The sequence below is a fragment of the Kitasatospora sp. NPDC054939 genome (genome assembly GCF_053610105.1).
Window position 1 is genome coordinate 1 of the sequence record NZ_JBSGXP010000199.1, and the last position, 12,960, is coordinate 12,960.

Below are 12,960 nucleotides of genomic sequence, written 5' to 3' on the forward strand. Positions count from 1 at the left end.
TACATTTCCCTCTAAAATTAAAACCCGCCGGGGGGGGCCGGCCGGCCCCCCGCGCCGCCCACTGCCTGGCGGACCCGGCCCCGGGCCGGAACCCGGTCAGGGCCCTCCTTACCCCGCGAGCGGACGCGGCGGCAGGAACAAGGACCACAGCAGCCGCACCCGTGGCCAGCTTCACGTTCACGGTGACGGATACTCCAGGGATCGAATGATGCGCTGCAGGGACGGGGGCCGGGCATGAGCAACGGCAATCGCTGAGCCCGGCCCCGGCACGTCAGTCCCCGACCAGCACCGGCTCCTGCACCGCCGGAACCTCCACCGCCGCACGCGCCCACCACCACGCGCCGACCGAACCCGCGCAGGACAGCAGCACCAGCACCGCGCCGCTGAAGAGGAACGAACCCGCGGGGGCGTGCGCGGCCAGCGCCGGGATCACGAACATGGCCAGGGTGCCGGCGGTCCGGATCACCGTCAGGTCCACCGTCATCAGCCGCAGCCGCGCACCGGGCGCGAACGACGACAGGTGAGTGGACAAGGCCACCTGCAGGAACGGATTGACGAACCCGAGGAGGACCGACCAGATCAGCAGCACCCCGAGCGAGTGGGCGGTGCCGATCACGGCGAGCACCACCCCCGACACCGCCGACAGACCGCAGTAGAAGACGGGCAGGTTCCTCGGCAGCCGCAGGTTCCCCGCGAAGCCGTTCCCGACAAGAGCGCCAAGCCCCGTCGCCGCCAGCACCGCAGCATACGCGCCCGCCCCCGCGCCCAGCCGGGACGCCAGGAACGCCGGCAGCACCAGCGTGACCGAGTGAGCGAATATCCCCGCGCCGTGCACCGCGATCGCCACTGCCGTGTCCGGCCGCGTCCACAGCAGCACCCGGGCACGCGGGCGGAGCCGCGCCTTCGCCGACTCCTTCGGTCTCGCTCCGCGCCTCACCGCCGGCAGCAGGAGCAAGGCCGCCGCCGATGCGGCGAACGTCCCGGCATCAAGCCAGAAGAGGCCGGCCATCGGCATCACCGCGAGCAGCAGCCCGGCGAAGGCCGGGCCGGCGAACCTGGCCACCCGCCCGGTCAGGTCCATCAGCCCGTTGACGGCCTGGACCTCCTCGGGCTTCACCAGCTCCGGCACCAGCGCCCCGAGGTTCGGGTCGAACAGCGCCCCGCCGACGCCGAGCAGCGCTGCCGCCACCACCAGCCCGGTTGTCCCGTATGCCTCCCACGCCCAGGGGAGCGCCGCCACCAGCACCATGCGGACGACGTCGACCAGGGCGAGGGCGCGCAGCGCGGCGAACCGTTCCATGACCCTGCGGCCCACCGTGCCGAGCACGATGTAGGGCACGGACTCGGCGATGGCCACCAGCCCCATCGCACCGGCACCGGAGGTCTGCCAGGCGATCCACATCACCGCCAGGGCGTACAGCCGGTCGCCGAAGACCGACAGCATCTGCGCGCCCCACAGGAGCAGCACCGGGCCCCGGCGCAGCAGCCGCATGTATCGCAAGATCCAACTCCGCCCGGAAAGCACGAAGTCCCGGCAGCGAGACGCCACCGGGAACTCGCCCAACCCTAGGGCAACCTGAAGATCGTCTGTCGCAGACGCCCCGAGCATCAGCCGGTCGGGGCGCGGAGCAGCGCGGGCCTCCGGGCCTGCAAGGTGGCTGAAGTGGCCTCGCCCGAGGGCTCGCGGCGGGATACAACGCGGCGGCGGCAGGCGCTTCATCGGATTGGAAGCCCGATCCCGCCGACTGTCGAATGTCCAGCGGAACCTCCACACCACCGCTGCCACCCGCTCGCGCGACGCCCCCTGTCAGGGCGTCAGGCGACTTGTCGCCGGCGACGGACTGTCAGCAACCGAGTCTCGCGCAGCAGAAGCACCGGGTAGTCGGCGAGCGGGTGCCCGTACGCCATCCCGACGACCTGGCCGTCCGACCCGAACGCGACCGTGGCGAGGAAGCCGGCCTTCTTGGTCTGGGAGCGGAACCGCTCGATGGCCCGGTCTGCGTCGGCCGGGCCGGCCTCGCCGTACGGTGGTTCGGCGAAGGCCTCTGCGAACACCTCGCGCAGCCCCGTACTCCGGCGCGGAGGTGGCCTGGCGCAGCAGAACGCCGGCGGACACTTTTGTGACTGGGATGTCCGCCGGCGGTTTCGTGCATTCGGTGGGGTGCGCTCAGGGACCCATGAGTTCGAGTACCGTCTGGACGGACTGGACTACGGGCAGCCCTGCCGTACCCACTGCCTGGGCCACCCCGCTGATGGTGGCCAGAGCCCGCCGCATCACGCCGGGCTGAACGTTCTCGCCGGTGCCGAGGGCATCCAGCGACTCATCGAGGATCTCCCGGTCGACCGCGGTCACTTGGGAGCGCAGCTGCTGAACCGCAGCGAGCATCTCTCGGAAGGCAACCTGGGGATCGGCCCCGTAGTTCTTCACGATGCCGGTGTTGTGGTTGCCGTACTGGGTGACCTCGTCACCGTAGTGGTAGTGATTCGTGGTCACCGTCATGCCTCCCCAACGACCTTGCCGGTGTGATTCCGGCCGGCCAGGCCTTCCGGCGGCTGCCAAGTCCGGCGGAGATCGAGTCCACCTGAGCGCACCAGGCACCCGCCGACCCCGGGTGGGGGCTCAGCGCAGGGTCACCTGGATGTGGTCGGCCAGGAACTGCCCGATCCCGTAGCCGGGGAAGACCATGGCTTCGTCTCACCTCGGCAGGTGGCGGGTGAAGAACGACCGCAGGAGGTCGCGAACGGCGGGCACGGTGGCCCGCGGGTCGGCTCGGCCGATCATGGCGGCGCGTCCCGCCGCGGTCGTCAAGCCGGCCTTCTGGAGCTGGGGGACGATGGCCGCGTAGTCGGTGAAGACCCAGTGCCCGGTGTCGGTGAGCTGTCGCCGGAGGACCGGGCCGCCGTGAGTGAGGAGCGCCGACCAGGAGCGGTCCAGGCGGGCGTTGCGGAAGCCGTCGGTGCCGGCCAGGAGCAGAGGCCGGTCCGTCGCCTGCCGGGCCACCGGGAGGAGTTCGCCGTCCATCTGGTCGAGGTACCCCTCCAGGTTGACGGCGGCGACGATCCGCCGGTCCTCGTGGAGCGCCTGCGCGACCGCCGTGCCGCCCGCGGAATGGCCGTACATGCCGACCCGGTCGAGGTTGAGTGTGTCGAGGACGAAGCGGAGGTCGGCGACCCGGGTGCTGATCATGGTGCGGAAGGTTGCCGCGTCGGGTGGGCCGGTCAGCACGGATTGCCGGACCCGTCCGCGCTCGGGCCGCTCGTCGGGGAACTCCACCTCGCTTGCGTCTCCGGGGTGGTCGACGGTGATGACCGTCCAACCGTACGAGGCGAGGTCGACCGCGAGGGAGCTGCCCATCGCGCGGGCGTCGCCGCCGCCGGGACTGTAGAGCAGCACAGGGCGCCGGCCGGGCAGGGGTGGGGCACCGGCCCGGGCGTGGGTGAGGGTGGCCGCCCAGTCAACTCCCGTCTGGGGCAGCGGCTCGTGGATCCAGTGGGCGAAGCCGGCGAAGGACGTGGCGGCGTCCGGGGTCAACTGCGCGAGCCGCGGGAAGCGGTGACCGGGGACGGCCGGGCGAAGGACGGTGACCATGAGCTCGCGTGTACCGACCGCGGGATCCCAGGGGTCGTCGCGGGAGGGGTCGACAAGGTGGAGGGTGTCGGCTCCGACGGGGTAGCGCCCGCCGGGGGCCGGAAGGCGCAGTCGCACAAGCGGGGCCGCACCGCGAACGGCGGCGGAGGCCGGGGCAGTGGTGAGCAGCAGGGATGCGGCACCGGCGAGGGCGCCCTTGGCGACGAGACGGCGGCCGGGGGTGAAGGACGAGGTCATGGACGGCATCCTGGGGGAGGGCGCTGGGCCGGGGCGAAGCTTGCGGCTGGAGCCGAAATGCTGGCGCGGGGCAGGGGGATGTGCATGATCCGGATCCATTTCACGGCGGACGATTTCACCCGGGTGCGGTTCGCGCCGTGGCCCTCGCCCGCGCCCGAGTTGCACGCGGCCCTGATGATGCTGGGCGCCCCGCACGAGCCGCTGCTGTTCGGACGCTGGCGCAGCAGGCTGCTGCGGAGCCTGCCCAGGGCGGTCGAGCCGCTCGCGGACCTGGTGCCGGACGGGGCGCCCCCTGCTTTCCTCGACGTTCTGGGCGACACGATGGACGAGGGGATCGCGCTGCTCAGGGCGACCGGTACCGACCTCGTGCGAGCCGGAATCGAGCGCGCGTACACGAGCCGTCCCGCTCCGCCGTGGATCCGCGCCCTGCACGATGGGGACCCTGGCGCCTGGCAGACGCTCGGACAGGCACAGCGGGCAGCGTACGAGACGGTTCTCGCGCCGGTGTGGCCGCAGGTCCAGCACCTGCACCGCGCGGAGTTCACCCGGCACGCCCTGACCGTCACCGAACAGGGCCTCGGCGCCGCCCTGACCGCACTGGCCCCGGGATCACATCTGCGTGGCGCGCTCTGGGAATGGCCCCTTCCCCACGGCCTCCAGGGCCTGCGGGAGGTCCGGCTCGGCGGACGCGGGCTGATCCTGCGGCCGACCTTCCACTGGTACGGCGGCCCGCTCATCCAGGAGCTGCCGGACCGCCCGGTAGCGCTCGCCTACCCGGCCAGCCGGACACTACCGCTCTTCCCGGACGAGGACCACGCACCAAACGAGCGCCTCGCCGCAGTCCTCGGCCGCACACGGCTCGCACTGCTGCGCTCCTTGGACGAAACCCGCACCACCACAGGACTGGCGCGCCGTATCGGCGTCAGCGCCGCCACAGCCTCCGCCCATGCCTCGGCCTTGCGGGCCGCCGGTCTCCTGACCACCACCCGCACGGGCCGCTCGGTGCACCACGAGCGGACGGCCCTGGCAGAGCTGCTGCTGGCCAGTGGCGCCGTCGACGGTTGAAGCACCTCGACACCGCCCCGGCAAGCCCCGCAATGCCTTCGCAGGAGTGTCGGAGTGCCGTCCGCCGTGTGCGCAGGCGCTGCCAGGACGCGATGGCCAGGGTGGTGCCCCAGATCAGGAAGAGGGCGTACCAGAACAGGCCCCAGGCGGCGTTCGGGTGGGCGTCCTTGGCGGCGAAGGCCGGGGCCGGGACCACGCGGCCGGCGGAGATCAGGTACTGCATCGCGAAGTACGTGAAGCCCCACAGTGTCATGCCGACTGCGGCGAGCCCCGAGGGGACGGCGATGAGCAGGTCTTCTGGGACGTCAAGGACCCCGCGAAGGCGGTCGTGATCGAGCTCGCCGACGAGCGGTACAGCCGTCTGGTCGTCGAGGTCTCCGACCCGCGTGCCGCAGTGGGCCTCATTGAGGCGGCCAAGCGCGCGGGCTGACGCGAGAACCGATCCCCGCCCGGGGACCGGGCCCCGGGGACGAGCACGGGCGTGCTCGACCAGCGTGATCCTGTCTATTGGCAGGCAGTTGGACCTGGTGCGAGGTCCGCGGTTCCAGTGACGGGCCTTCCGGGGCAATGGCGGTGAGGCCGGTGGTGGTTCCGAACCAGTGCTCCACCTGCCTCCTGGCGGAGTGGAAGGCCCGAGACCCCCGCGACCGCCTGCACCACGTCCCGACCTTGCTCCATCTCGCTGTCCCAGAGCCGGGCGAACCTGGAGCGCGGCCTACCTCCAATCGATGACCGGCGCTCATTCGCAATCGACGAAGCGCTGCTGCGCCCGCCTGCCGACGCGCTCGACACGTGTCAGTTCACTATCGTCCGACGACACTCTGCCGTGACCGGTGAGAGGGAGCGGGCTGTCATACCGGCCATGGGCTCGTCTCCAAGGGGAAAGGGGCTCTTCGCAGTTGAGGGTGTAGCCCCGAGAATGCAGAGCTGTTGGACGGTTCGATGTGAGTCGTCAGGAGGTGCGAGAGTTGTACTTCTCGCGGTTTGCGAGGACCTCGGCCATGTGCGTCTGCGCCCAGTTTCTGAGCCCGCGCGTCATGTGGTGGAGCGAGAGGCCGAGGTCGGTCAGCTCGTAGGCGACGGTGACGGGGACGGTTGGCGTCACGGTACGGGTGAGCAGACCATCGTGCTCCAGCGATCGCAGCGTCTGGGTCAGCATCTTCTGGCTGACCCCGGCCAGAAGACGAGCGATCTCGGAGTAACGCATCGCCTTCGGAGCGTCTGCGTGTGCTGCACCGGGCTGGCCAGGGCTGTTGTCGCCGCCCAGCGCACACAGGATCAGGACGACCCACTTGTCCGAGATGCGGTCGAGTAGCTGCCGGCTGGGGCATCCTGCCAGGAACGCGTTGTACTCCACCTTGGCCTGCGCCCGCTTCTGGGCCGCCTTCATCGTCGTCACTGATCGCACCTCTCACCGATGGGTGGGTTACGCACTCCCAAGTGCCTACTTCCCGACAGGAAGTTTCTCTCCAATGCTGATGCAGGGAGGCAGCAGGCGCCACCCCCAAGTGCACGACGAAAGGCAACACGATGAACACACCCTCCCTCTCTCTTCCCGGCGGCACCTGGACTCTGGGCGACCTGACCGTCACCCGGTTCGGCTACGGCGCCATGCAACTGGCCGGCCCGTGGGTCATGGGGCCGCCCGCCGATCGCGAGGGTGCCCTGGCCGTTCTGCGTGAAGCGGTCGACCTCGGTATCACCCACATCGACACCAGCGACGCCTACGGGCCGCGCGTCACCAACGAGTTGATTCGCGAGGCACTGCACCCCTATCCCGAGTCGCTGAACATCGTGACCAAGGTGGGCGCGACCCGCGACGAGCAGGGCGGCTGGCCCACGGCCCGGCGACCCGAAGATCTGCGCCGCCAGGTCCACGACAACCTCAAGTCCCTCCGGCTCGACGCGCTCGACCTGGTCAACCTCCGACTCGGCAACGCCGAAGGTCCCCAGCCCGGCTCGCTCGCCGAGGCGTTCGAGACGCTCGTCGAACTCCAGCAGCAGGGCATGATCCGCCACCTCGGGGTCAGCAACGCCACCGAGGAGCAGGTCACCGAGGCACAGAGCATCGCGCCGATCGTGTGCGTGCAGAACCTGTACAACCTCGCCCACCGCCACGACGACAAGCTCATCGACCGCCTCGCCACCGACGGCGTCGCGTACGTGCCCTTCTTCCCTCTCGGGGGCTCTACCCCGCTGCAGTCCTCGGCGCTCTCGTCGGTCGCCGCTCGATTGGAGGCGACACCGATGTCCGTCGCACTGGCCTGGCTGCTGCAGCGATCACCGAACATCCTGCTCATCCCCGGCACCTCATCGACGGCACACCTGCGCGAGAACACCGCCGGCGCGGGACTCTCCCTCTCGCATGAGGACTTGACCGAGCTGGACGACATCGGCCGCTGAATGCCCCAGAGCTGAACGGCTCACAAGCCAGGACCGAAGCCACCGTTCAACCTTCGGCCCCGGTCACCTTCGCGCGACCGGGGCCGAAGCGGGATGATTCGCCCCCACCTGGATCAGAGGACGTTGAGTCCGTTTTTGGTAGCGGCCGCGTCCGGGTTGGTCGAGGAGCCCCTGACGAACGAGTCGGCCCAGGCGGGAACGGGTGACGTTGATCGAGGGCTCGTCCCCGAGTCGGTGTGCGTCGAGGAGGATCGTCTTCAGCCTGCCGAAGACATCGGTCTGCTTGCCGGCCGCGTTGCGGTACCTGATCCTGTACTCGTGCGGGCACCTCGACCAGCGGGTCTCGGGGTGCTCACATGCCTTGAAGAAGTTGCCCATGCCCGCGGACGAGGTTGGTGGTGGCCATGGTGGCCGGCTCCCGGGTCTCTTGCTGACCGTTTGCTGACCCCGGATGGTCGACCACGGCCCTGAGCGGGGCGGAAACGCCGGGGGTGTGATACCGGCAGGTAGTCGGTTCGGCGACACTGTCTGTCGGAAGGACTGTTTGTCGGACGTGCCCGTTTCCGGACGGCGCCTGCGGACGAGGTGAACGAGCGTGCACCATGCCACCGTCGAATCAGTGATGACCAGCCCCGCGGTCCGGATCGCCCCCGAGACCGGCTTCCGGGAGATCGTCACGGTGCTCAAGGAGTACGACATCACCGGCCTGCCCGTCGTGGACACCGACGGGCGGCCGCTCGGCATCGTCTCCGAGGCCGACCTGCTGCGCACCCTCGCCGCGCAGGAGGACCCGGGCAGCCTGCTGCCGGCCCCGGACTTCCCGCGGCCGGTCCCGGGCGGCGCGGTCACCGCGTTCGACCTGATGACCGGCCCGGCCCTGTGCACCACTCCGGGGACCAGCGTGGTCGCCGCGGCGCGGTTGATGAGCCGGCACGGCGTGAAGCGGCTGCCGGTGCTGGACGCCGACGGCCGGGTGATCGGCATGGTCAGCCGGGGCGACCTGCTGGGCGTCTTCCTGCGCGAGGACCGGGTGATCCGCCGCGAGATCGTCGAGGAGGTCCTCGGGCGGATCGCCGGGGTGAGCCCGGCCGAGGTGGGGGTCGAGGTCGACCAGGGGCGGGTGGTGCTGAGCGGGTCGATCGGCGACCCGCAGCTGGTGTCCGTGGTGGTGAGTCTGTGCCGCTCGGTGGACGGCGTGGTGTCGGTGACCGACCGGCTGGAGGGGAGCGGCGCGCCGGTGGGGTCGTAGGGCGCCCGCGCCGCCGCTGCGGCGGTTGGGCCGAACGGTGCATATGACGGAGTGTCGCGGGTAAGTCACCCTGTGTGTGTGCCCGGTGGCGGGTGCACGGGAACGGCACCCGGGGAGGCTTCCGTGGGGACGGTTTTCCGAGCGAACTTCGGTTCGGCCGCGCAGTGGGTGGCGGGGAGGTCGAGCGCCTATCCGCGGATGGGGCCCACCAACCGCGGCGACCACAAACTCGACTACCTGATCCGGTCCTACTGCCCGGACGGCCGGTTCCACGCCGTCCGGCGGTTCGGCGACGAGCTGTGGAACTGCCATCTGCTGACCACCGAGGGCAGTCCGCAGGGCTTCCAGGTGCGGACCGGCGACGTGCTGCGGGCGCGGGTGACGCTGCCGGTCGCGATCGGCGCCTGGCCGGCCATCTGGACCTGGCGCGAGGGCGGCAACGAGATCGACGTCTTCGAGTACCACCCGGACAACCCGGACCTGCTGGAGGTGTCCAACCACGTCCGCGGCGGCTACCGCTACTGGCACGGCGCCCAGGCCGGGGTGGCGCCGGGTGCGACGCTGGAGCTGCGCACGGTGTTCGGCGCCGACTCGGTGGACTGGTTCGTCGGCGGCGCGCCCATCTACCTGGACGGCCGCGGGGTCGGGCCGGACTGGCACGCGTACCTGATCGTCAACCTCTCGGTGGCGGACGGCACCTACCATCCGCGGCCGCCCGCCGCCGGGCCGCACCGGTTCAGCTGGATCTGCCACAGCCTGGAGGTGGACCGCCCGGGCGTGCCCGGGTGACGGATCGTTTCGGCGCGCCGGACGGGCGGGTCAGTGCTCCGGCGGGAACCGGGCGGTGATCAGCCCGCGCGGGCCGGAGCGCTGGAACCAGACCGTCCGCCGGTGCGGTCCGATGTGCGCGGGGAAGGTCACATAGAGGTCGTTGCGGGGCGCGCCCTCGTTGCCGGCGGCGAGCGAGGCGTCCACCGCGGCGGCGGCCAGGTCGCGCAGCAGGGCGTGGACGGTCGTGGCCGCGGCCGACGGGGCGATGGCGAGTGCCGCCAGCTCGTCCCAGAGCCGGGTCGAGACGTAGGTGATCGGCGAGTGGCCGAGTGCGGGGTGCAGCCGGCCGTCCTCGTACCGGCGCAGCAGGCCCGCGGCCAGCAGCTGCTCGGGGTTCTCGGCGGGCTGGCCCGGCGGGGTGCGGTGCCCCGCCGGCGGTTGGTGGTTCATGGGGCGCAACGGTACCTCCGTCGACCCCGTGGACGCGGTGCGCGGACGGGGACGGCGGAGGCGGCGCCCGACGGTCCGCACCCCGGCCGATGGGGGTGCGGCCGGGTGTTTGCTACTCGACCACCAGCTCGACCGGAATGTTGCCGCGGGTGGCGCGGGAGTACGGGCAGACCTCGTGGGCCTTCTTGACGAGCAGCAGGCCGTTCTCGCCGGAGAGGGCCTCGGGCAGCTCGACGCGGAGCACCACGGCCAGGCCGAAGCCCTCGCCGTCCTTGCCGATGGAGACCTCGGCGGTGACGGAGACCTCGCCGGTGTCCACCCGGGCCTGGCGGCCGACCAGGCCGAGGGCGCTGGCGAAGCAGGCGGCGTAGCCGGCGGCGAACAGCTGCTCGGGGTTGGTGCCCTGCCCGCTGCCGCCGAGGGCGGGCGGCATCGCCAGGGCGAGGTCCAGCTGTCCGTCGGAGCTGACCGTGCGGCCCTCGCGGCCGTTCGCGGTGGCGGCAGCGGTGTACAGCGCGTCCATTCGACGTTCCCTTCTCTCCTCGGCGACCGCCCGGCCGCCCTCGACGACAAGTAGAGCACGCAATTCAATTGCGCACAACTCAATCGTGGACGGGCCGCTACCATGGGGGCATGACGAAGCTGCCCCGGGTGCCCGCTGCCGACGAGTCGTGCGACCCCGGCGAGGGGTCCGACCCCTGCGCGGTGCCGGGCGCCGGTGCGGCCCCTGGCGCCGGTGCGGCTCCGGGTGTCGATGCGGAGGGCCCCGGTGGGGCGTTCGACGGCGCCGACCTGCGCGAGCTGCCCGACGAGGAGCTGCTCCGGCTCGACCGGCAGATCTGCTTCAGCCTGAACGCGGCCTCGCGCGCCTTCACCGGCGTCTACCGGGTGCTGCTGAAGGACCTCGGCCTCACCTACCCCCAGTACCTGGTGATGCTCGTGCTCTGGGAGCACCGCGCGCTGCCGGTCAAGCGGATCGGCGAGCTGCTGCGCCTCGACTCCGGCACCCTCTCGCCCCTGTTCAAGCGGCTGGAGGCGGCCGGCCTGGTGGTCCGCGAGCGCAGCCCCGAGGACGAGCGCTCGGTGACCGTCAGCCTGACCGGGGAGGGGGCCGCGCTGCGCGAGCGGGCCGGGCGGGTGCCGCGCGGCCTGCTCGCCGCCACCGGGCTGTCGACGGCCGAGCTGGTCGCGCTGCGGGCCCAGCTCGGCCGGGTCACCGACGCCCTGGACGCGGCGCTCGCCGGGGGCGGCGGCAGCTAGGCCGGACAGGACCTGGCCGGCGGATCCGCCCGGGTCGGCGGACGGTTTGTCAAGCCGCCCACCCGCTCCGCTGTGATCTGCATCACCCAACGGGCGGTCGAGCCGTCGATCGAACGCTCGAATCCGCAGGTCAGTACGCGGTGGAAGATAACGGCCACAAACGGTCACATATTGCCCCGGCGATCCGGTTAACAACGGACGCCGTCCGGACGGTTACAGCACAAGCCCCACGGGTCCCACCCGCGCGGGCCGCCGACGCGCCGACCGGCGCCTCGGCCCGCTGAACCCAGGAAAGGGGGGAGCGTCGTGGAGACCCCGAGGTCCGGTCCCGTCCCGGGCGGCGCCGTTCCCGTCACGCAGAAGGACCCGGCGACCGACCCGCCGCAGGGCCCGGCCGACGACCCCGTCGACCGGCTGCCCGTCGACTTCACCGGCTTCTACGTCCAGGAGCAGTCCGGCTACCTGCGCTACGCCCGACAGCGCCTGCGCCACCGGGAGGACGCCGAGGACGCCGTCCAGAACGCGGGCGCGACCCTCTACCGCAACTGGCAGCGCGCCCTCGGCAGCGCCGACCCCAAGGCCTTCGCGTTCAAGATCCTCAAGGACGCGGTCGCCGACGTCCTCCGCGAACGGCACCGGACCGAACGCAAGCGCCTGCGCGTGATCGCCCAGCGCAACCCCGACACCAGCCAGGACGAGCTCGACGAACTCGCCGAACTCGACGCCCTCGACCGGGCGATGGAGGAACTCGGCCGCGCCGCACCGATCCAGGCCGACGTCGTCCGGCTGCGCCAGGCCGGCCGCTCCTACCTGGAGATCGGCAGCGCCCTGGGCATCGCGCACACCACCGCCCGCACCTACTACAGCCTCGGCCGCCGGCACCTCGACTACCTGCTCGACCGCGCCGACCTCGAACCCGGCGAACTCGACGGCCCCGGCGCCGCCGACGGTACCGGCGACGGCGGGGGGCGGCCCGCATGACCGGCACCGACGCCCGTATGGCGGGGGAAGCGGCCCGCATGACCGGCACCGACGCCCGTACGACGGGGGAAGCGGTCCGTGCCACCGGCACCGACCTGGGCGCCCTGCTGCGTGCCAGGGCCGACCGGCTCGAACGGGAGTACCGCGACCACGACCCGGTCGCCTTCACCCGCCGGCTGGCCGAACGCATCGCGGCCGAGGACGCCGCCGGGCAGCCGCCCGCGCCGGGCGCACGGCACCCGGCGGTCCGCGCCGCGGCCCGTCCGCCGGAGCGCACCGGCCGCTCTCCGGCGGCGGACCGCCCGCCGGCCGCCGACCGGGCGCCCGCCGCCGAACGGCCGCTGTCGCCCGGACCCTCCGCGGTTCGGCCCTCCACCGGACGGCCGGAGGCCCGGCGTGCCGGCCCCGCCGCCTGGTCCGCCGCCTGGTCCGCCGAGTGCCGGGCCGAACTCCGCCGCGACCTGCACCACCTGTGCGGCGCCGTGGCCGCCGCCGCCGACCCGTACGAACTCGCGCTCGGGCTCGACCCGGCCGGGCAGAAGGGCGTCAAACGGACGCTCGCCTGCCTGCTGTACAGCATCGGCCGGGCCGACGACGCGGTGTTCTGGTGGCGGATCGCCGCGCAGGGCGGCGACCACCTGGCCGTCCACTGCCTGGCCGTGCACTACACGGCGGAGGGCAACGACGGGGACGCCGAGCTGTGGCGGGGGCACGCCCGCGACCTCGCCTACCAGGACCGTCTGCCGGACGTCGCACTCGGGGCGGCCCGGCCGTACGACCCGGCCGCGATCGTCCGCACCCTCACCGAGGAGTTCGACGGCGGGATCGTGCTGACCCTGCGCGAGGTGCTCGCCCCGCCGCGGGTCCCGCTCGTCTCACCGGCCACCGAGGCCCGGCCGGTGCGCGGCCGCACCGTCCCGCCGCAGCGCCGCAGTCCGCTGCGCGCCCGCTGAAC

15 protein-coding genes are annotated in these 12,960 nt (G+C 72.1%); 8 read left to right on the forward strand and 7 right to left on the reverse strand.

Annotation, left to right across the window (positions count from 1 at the left end; genetic code table 11):
* Positions 1 to 271: 271 nt before the first annotated feature.
* The 4 genes from ACWGB8_RS35300 to ACWGB8_RS35315 all read right to left on the reverse strand — a co-directional run bounded on the left by ACWGB8_RS35300 (position 272) and on the right by ACWGB8_RS35315 (position 3,826).
* Positions 272 to 1,564 carry an MFS transporter gene (locus ACWGB8_RS35300; RefSeq protein ID WP_452217748.1) on the reverse strand — a complete coding sequence of 431 codons (1,293 nt, stop codon included), beginning with the start codon at positions 1,562 to 1,564 and terminating at the stop codon, positions 272 to 274.
* 251 nt (positions 1,565 to 1,815) lie between these two features.
* A complete protein-coding gene (locus ACWGB8_RS35305) occupies positions 1,816 to 2,055 on the reverse strand; it encodes a hypothetical protein (RefSeq protein WP_452217749.1) in 240 nt (79 codons plus the stop codon).
* A gap of 112 nt (positions 2,056 to 2,167) precedes the next feature.
* On the reverse strand, positions 2,168 to 2,500 hold the full coding sequence (locus ACWGB8_RS35310) for a hypothetical protein (protein WP_452217750.1): 333 nt from the start codon (positions 2,498 to 2,500) through the stop codon (positions 2,168 to 2,170).
* Positions 2,501 to 2,695: 195 nt separating this feature from the next.
* Positions 2,696 to 3,826: an alpha/beta fold hydrolase gene (locus ACWGB8_RS35315; RefSeq protein ID WP_452217751.1), complete on the reverse strand. Its 1,131-nt coding sequence runs from the start codon at positions 3,824 to 3,826 to the stop codon at positions 2,696 to 2,698.
* An 84-nt stretch (positions 3,827 to 3,910) separates the two neighbouring features.
* Between ACWGB8_RS35315 and ACWGB8_RS35320 the strand changes: the two genes are divergently transcribed.
* A complete protein-coding gene (locus tag ACWGB8_RS35320; protein WP_452217752.1) occupies positions 3,911 to 4,891 on the forward strand; it encodes a helix-turn-helix domain-containing protein in 981 nt (326 codons plus the stop codon).
* Between the two features lie 157 nt (positions 4,892 to 5,048).
* Positions 5,049 to 5,321 carry a hypothetical protein gene (locus ACWGB8_RS35325; protein WP_452217762.1) on the forward strand — a complete coding sequence of 91 codons (273 nt, stop codon included), beginning with the start codon at positions 5,049 to 5,051 and terminating at the stop codon, positions 5,319 to 5,321.
* 522 nt (positions 5,322 to 5,843) lie between these two features.
* Here ACWGB8_RS35325 and ACWGB8_RS35330 read toward each other — a convergent pair.
* Positions 5,844 to 6,281, reverse strand: a complete 438-nt coding sequence (locus ACWGB8_RS35330; RefSeq protein ID WP_452217760.1) for a winged helix-turn-helix transcriptional regulator — start codon at positions 6,279 to 6,281, stop codon at positions 5,844 to 5,846.
* Between the two features lie 140 nt (positions 6,282 to 6,421).
* On the opposite strand from ACWGB8_RS35330, the gene ACWGB8_RS35335 reads away from it, so the two are divergent.
* From ACWGB8_RS35335 to ACWGB8_RS35345, 3 genes are all read left to right on the forward strand, one after another.
* Positions 6,422 to 7,294, forward strand: coding sequence for an aldo/keto reductase family oxidoreductase (locus ACWGB8_RS35335; RefSeq protein WP_452217753.1), 873 nt, complete (start codon positions 6,422 to 6,424; stop codon positions 7,292 to 7,294).
* Between the two features lie 595 nt (positions 7,295 to 7,889).
* Positions 7,890 to 8,543 (forward strand): CBS domain-containing protein, encoded by a 654-nt coding sequence (locus tag ACWGB8_RS35340; RefSeq protein WP_452217754.1) that lies wholly within the window; start codon positions 7,890 to 7,892, stop codon positions 8,541 to 8,543.
* 198 nt (positions 8,544 to 8,741) lie between these two features.
* A complete protein-coding gene (locus ACWGB8_RS35345) occupies positions 8,742 to 9,332 on the forward strand; it encodes a beta-glucanase (protein ID WP_452217755.1) in 591 nt (196 codons plus the stop codon).
* A 30-nt stretch (positions 9,333 to 9,362) separates the two neighbouring features.
* On the opposite strand, the gene ACWGB8_RS35350 is transcribed toward ACWGB8_RS35345, so the two are convergent.
* On the reverse strand, positions 9,363 to 9,764 hold the full coding sequence (locus ACWGB8_RS35350; protein WP_452217756.1) for a hypothetical protein: 402 nt from the start codon (positions 9,762 to 9,764) through the stop codon (positions 9,363 to 9,365).
* A 112-nt stretch (positions 9,765 to 9,876) separates the two neighbouring features.
* Entirely contained in the window at positions 9,877 to 10,287 is a 411-nt protein-coding gene (locus tag ACWGB8_RS35355; RefSeq protein WP_452217757.1) for an organic hydroperoxide resistance protein, read from the reverse strand.
* Between the two features lie 269 nt (positions 10,288 to 10,556).
* Between ACWGB8_RS35355 and ACWGB8_RS35360 the strand changes: the two genes are divergently transcribed.
* The 3 genes from ACWGB8_RS35360 (at position 10,557) to ACWGB8_RS35370 (ending at position 12,958) form a co-directional block, all read left to right on the forward strand.
* The gene (locus tag ACWGB8_RS35360) at positions 10,557 to 11,024 is read left to right on the forward strand and encodes a MarR family winged helix-turn-helix transcriptional regulator (RefSeq protein ID WP_452217761.1); all 468 of its coding nucleotides are present in this window, start codon (positions 10,557 to 10,559) and stop codon (positions 11,022 to 11,024) included.
* Positions 11,025 to 11,330: 306 nt separating this feature from the next.
* Positions 11,331 to 12,005, forward strand: a complete 675-nt coding sequence (locus ACWGB8_RS35365) for an RNA polymerase sigma factor (protein WP_452217758.1) — start codon at positions 11,331 to 11,333, stop codon at positions 12,003 to 12,005.
* 38 nt (positions 12,006 to 12,043) lie between these two features.
* Positions 12,044 to 12,958, forward strand: coding sequence for a hypothetical protein (locus ACWGB8_RS35370; protein WP_452217759.1), 915 nt, complete (start codon positions 12,044 to 12,046; stop codon positions 12,956 to 12,958).
* The last annotated feature ends 2 nt before the right edge of the window (positions 12,959 to 12,960 follow it).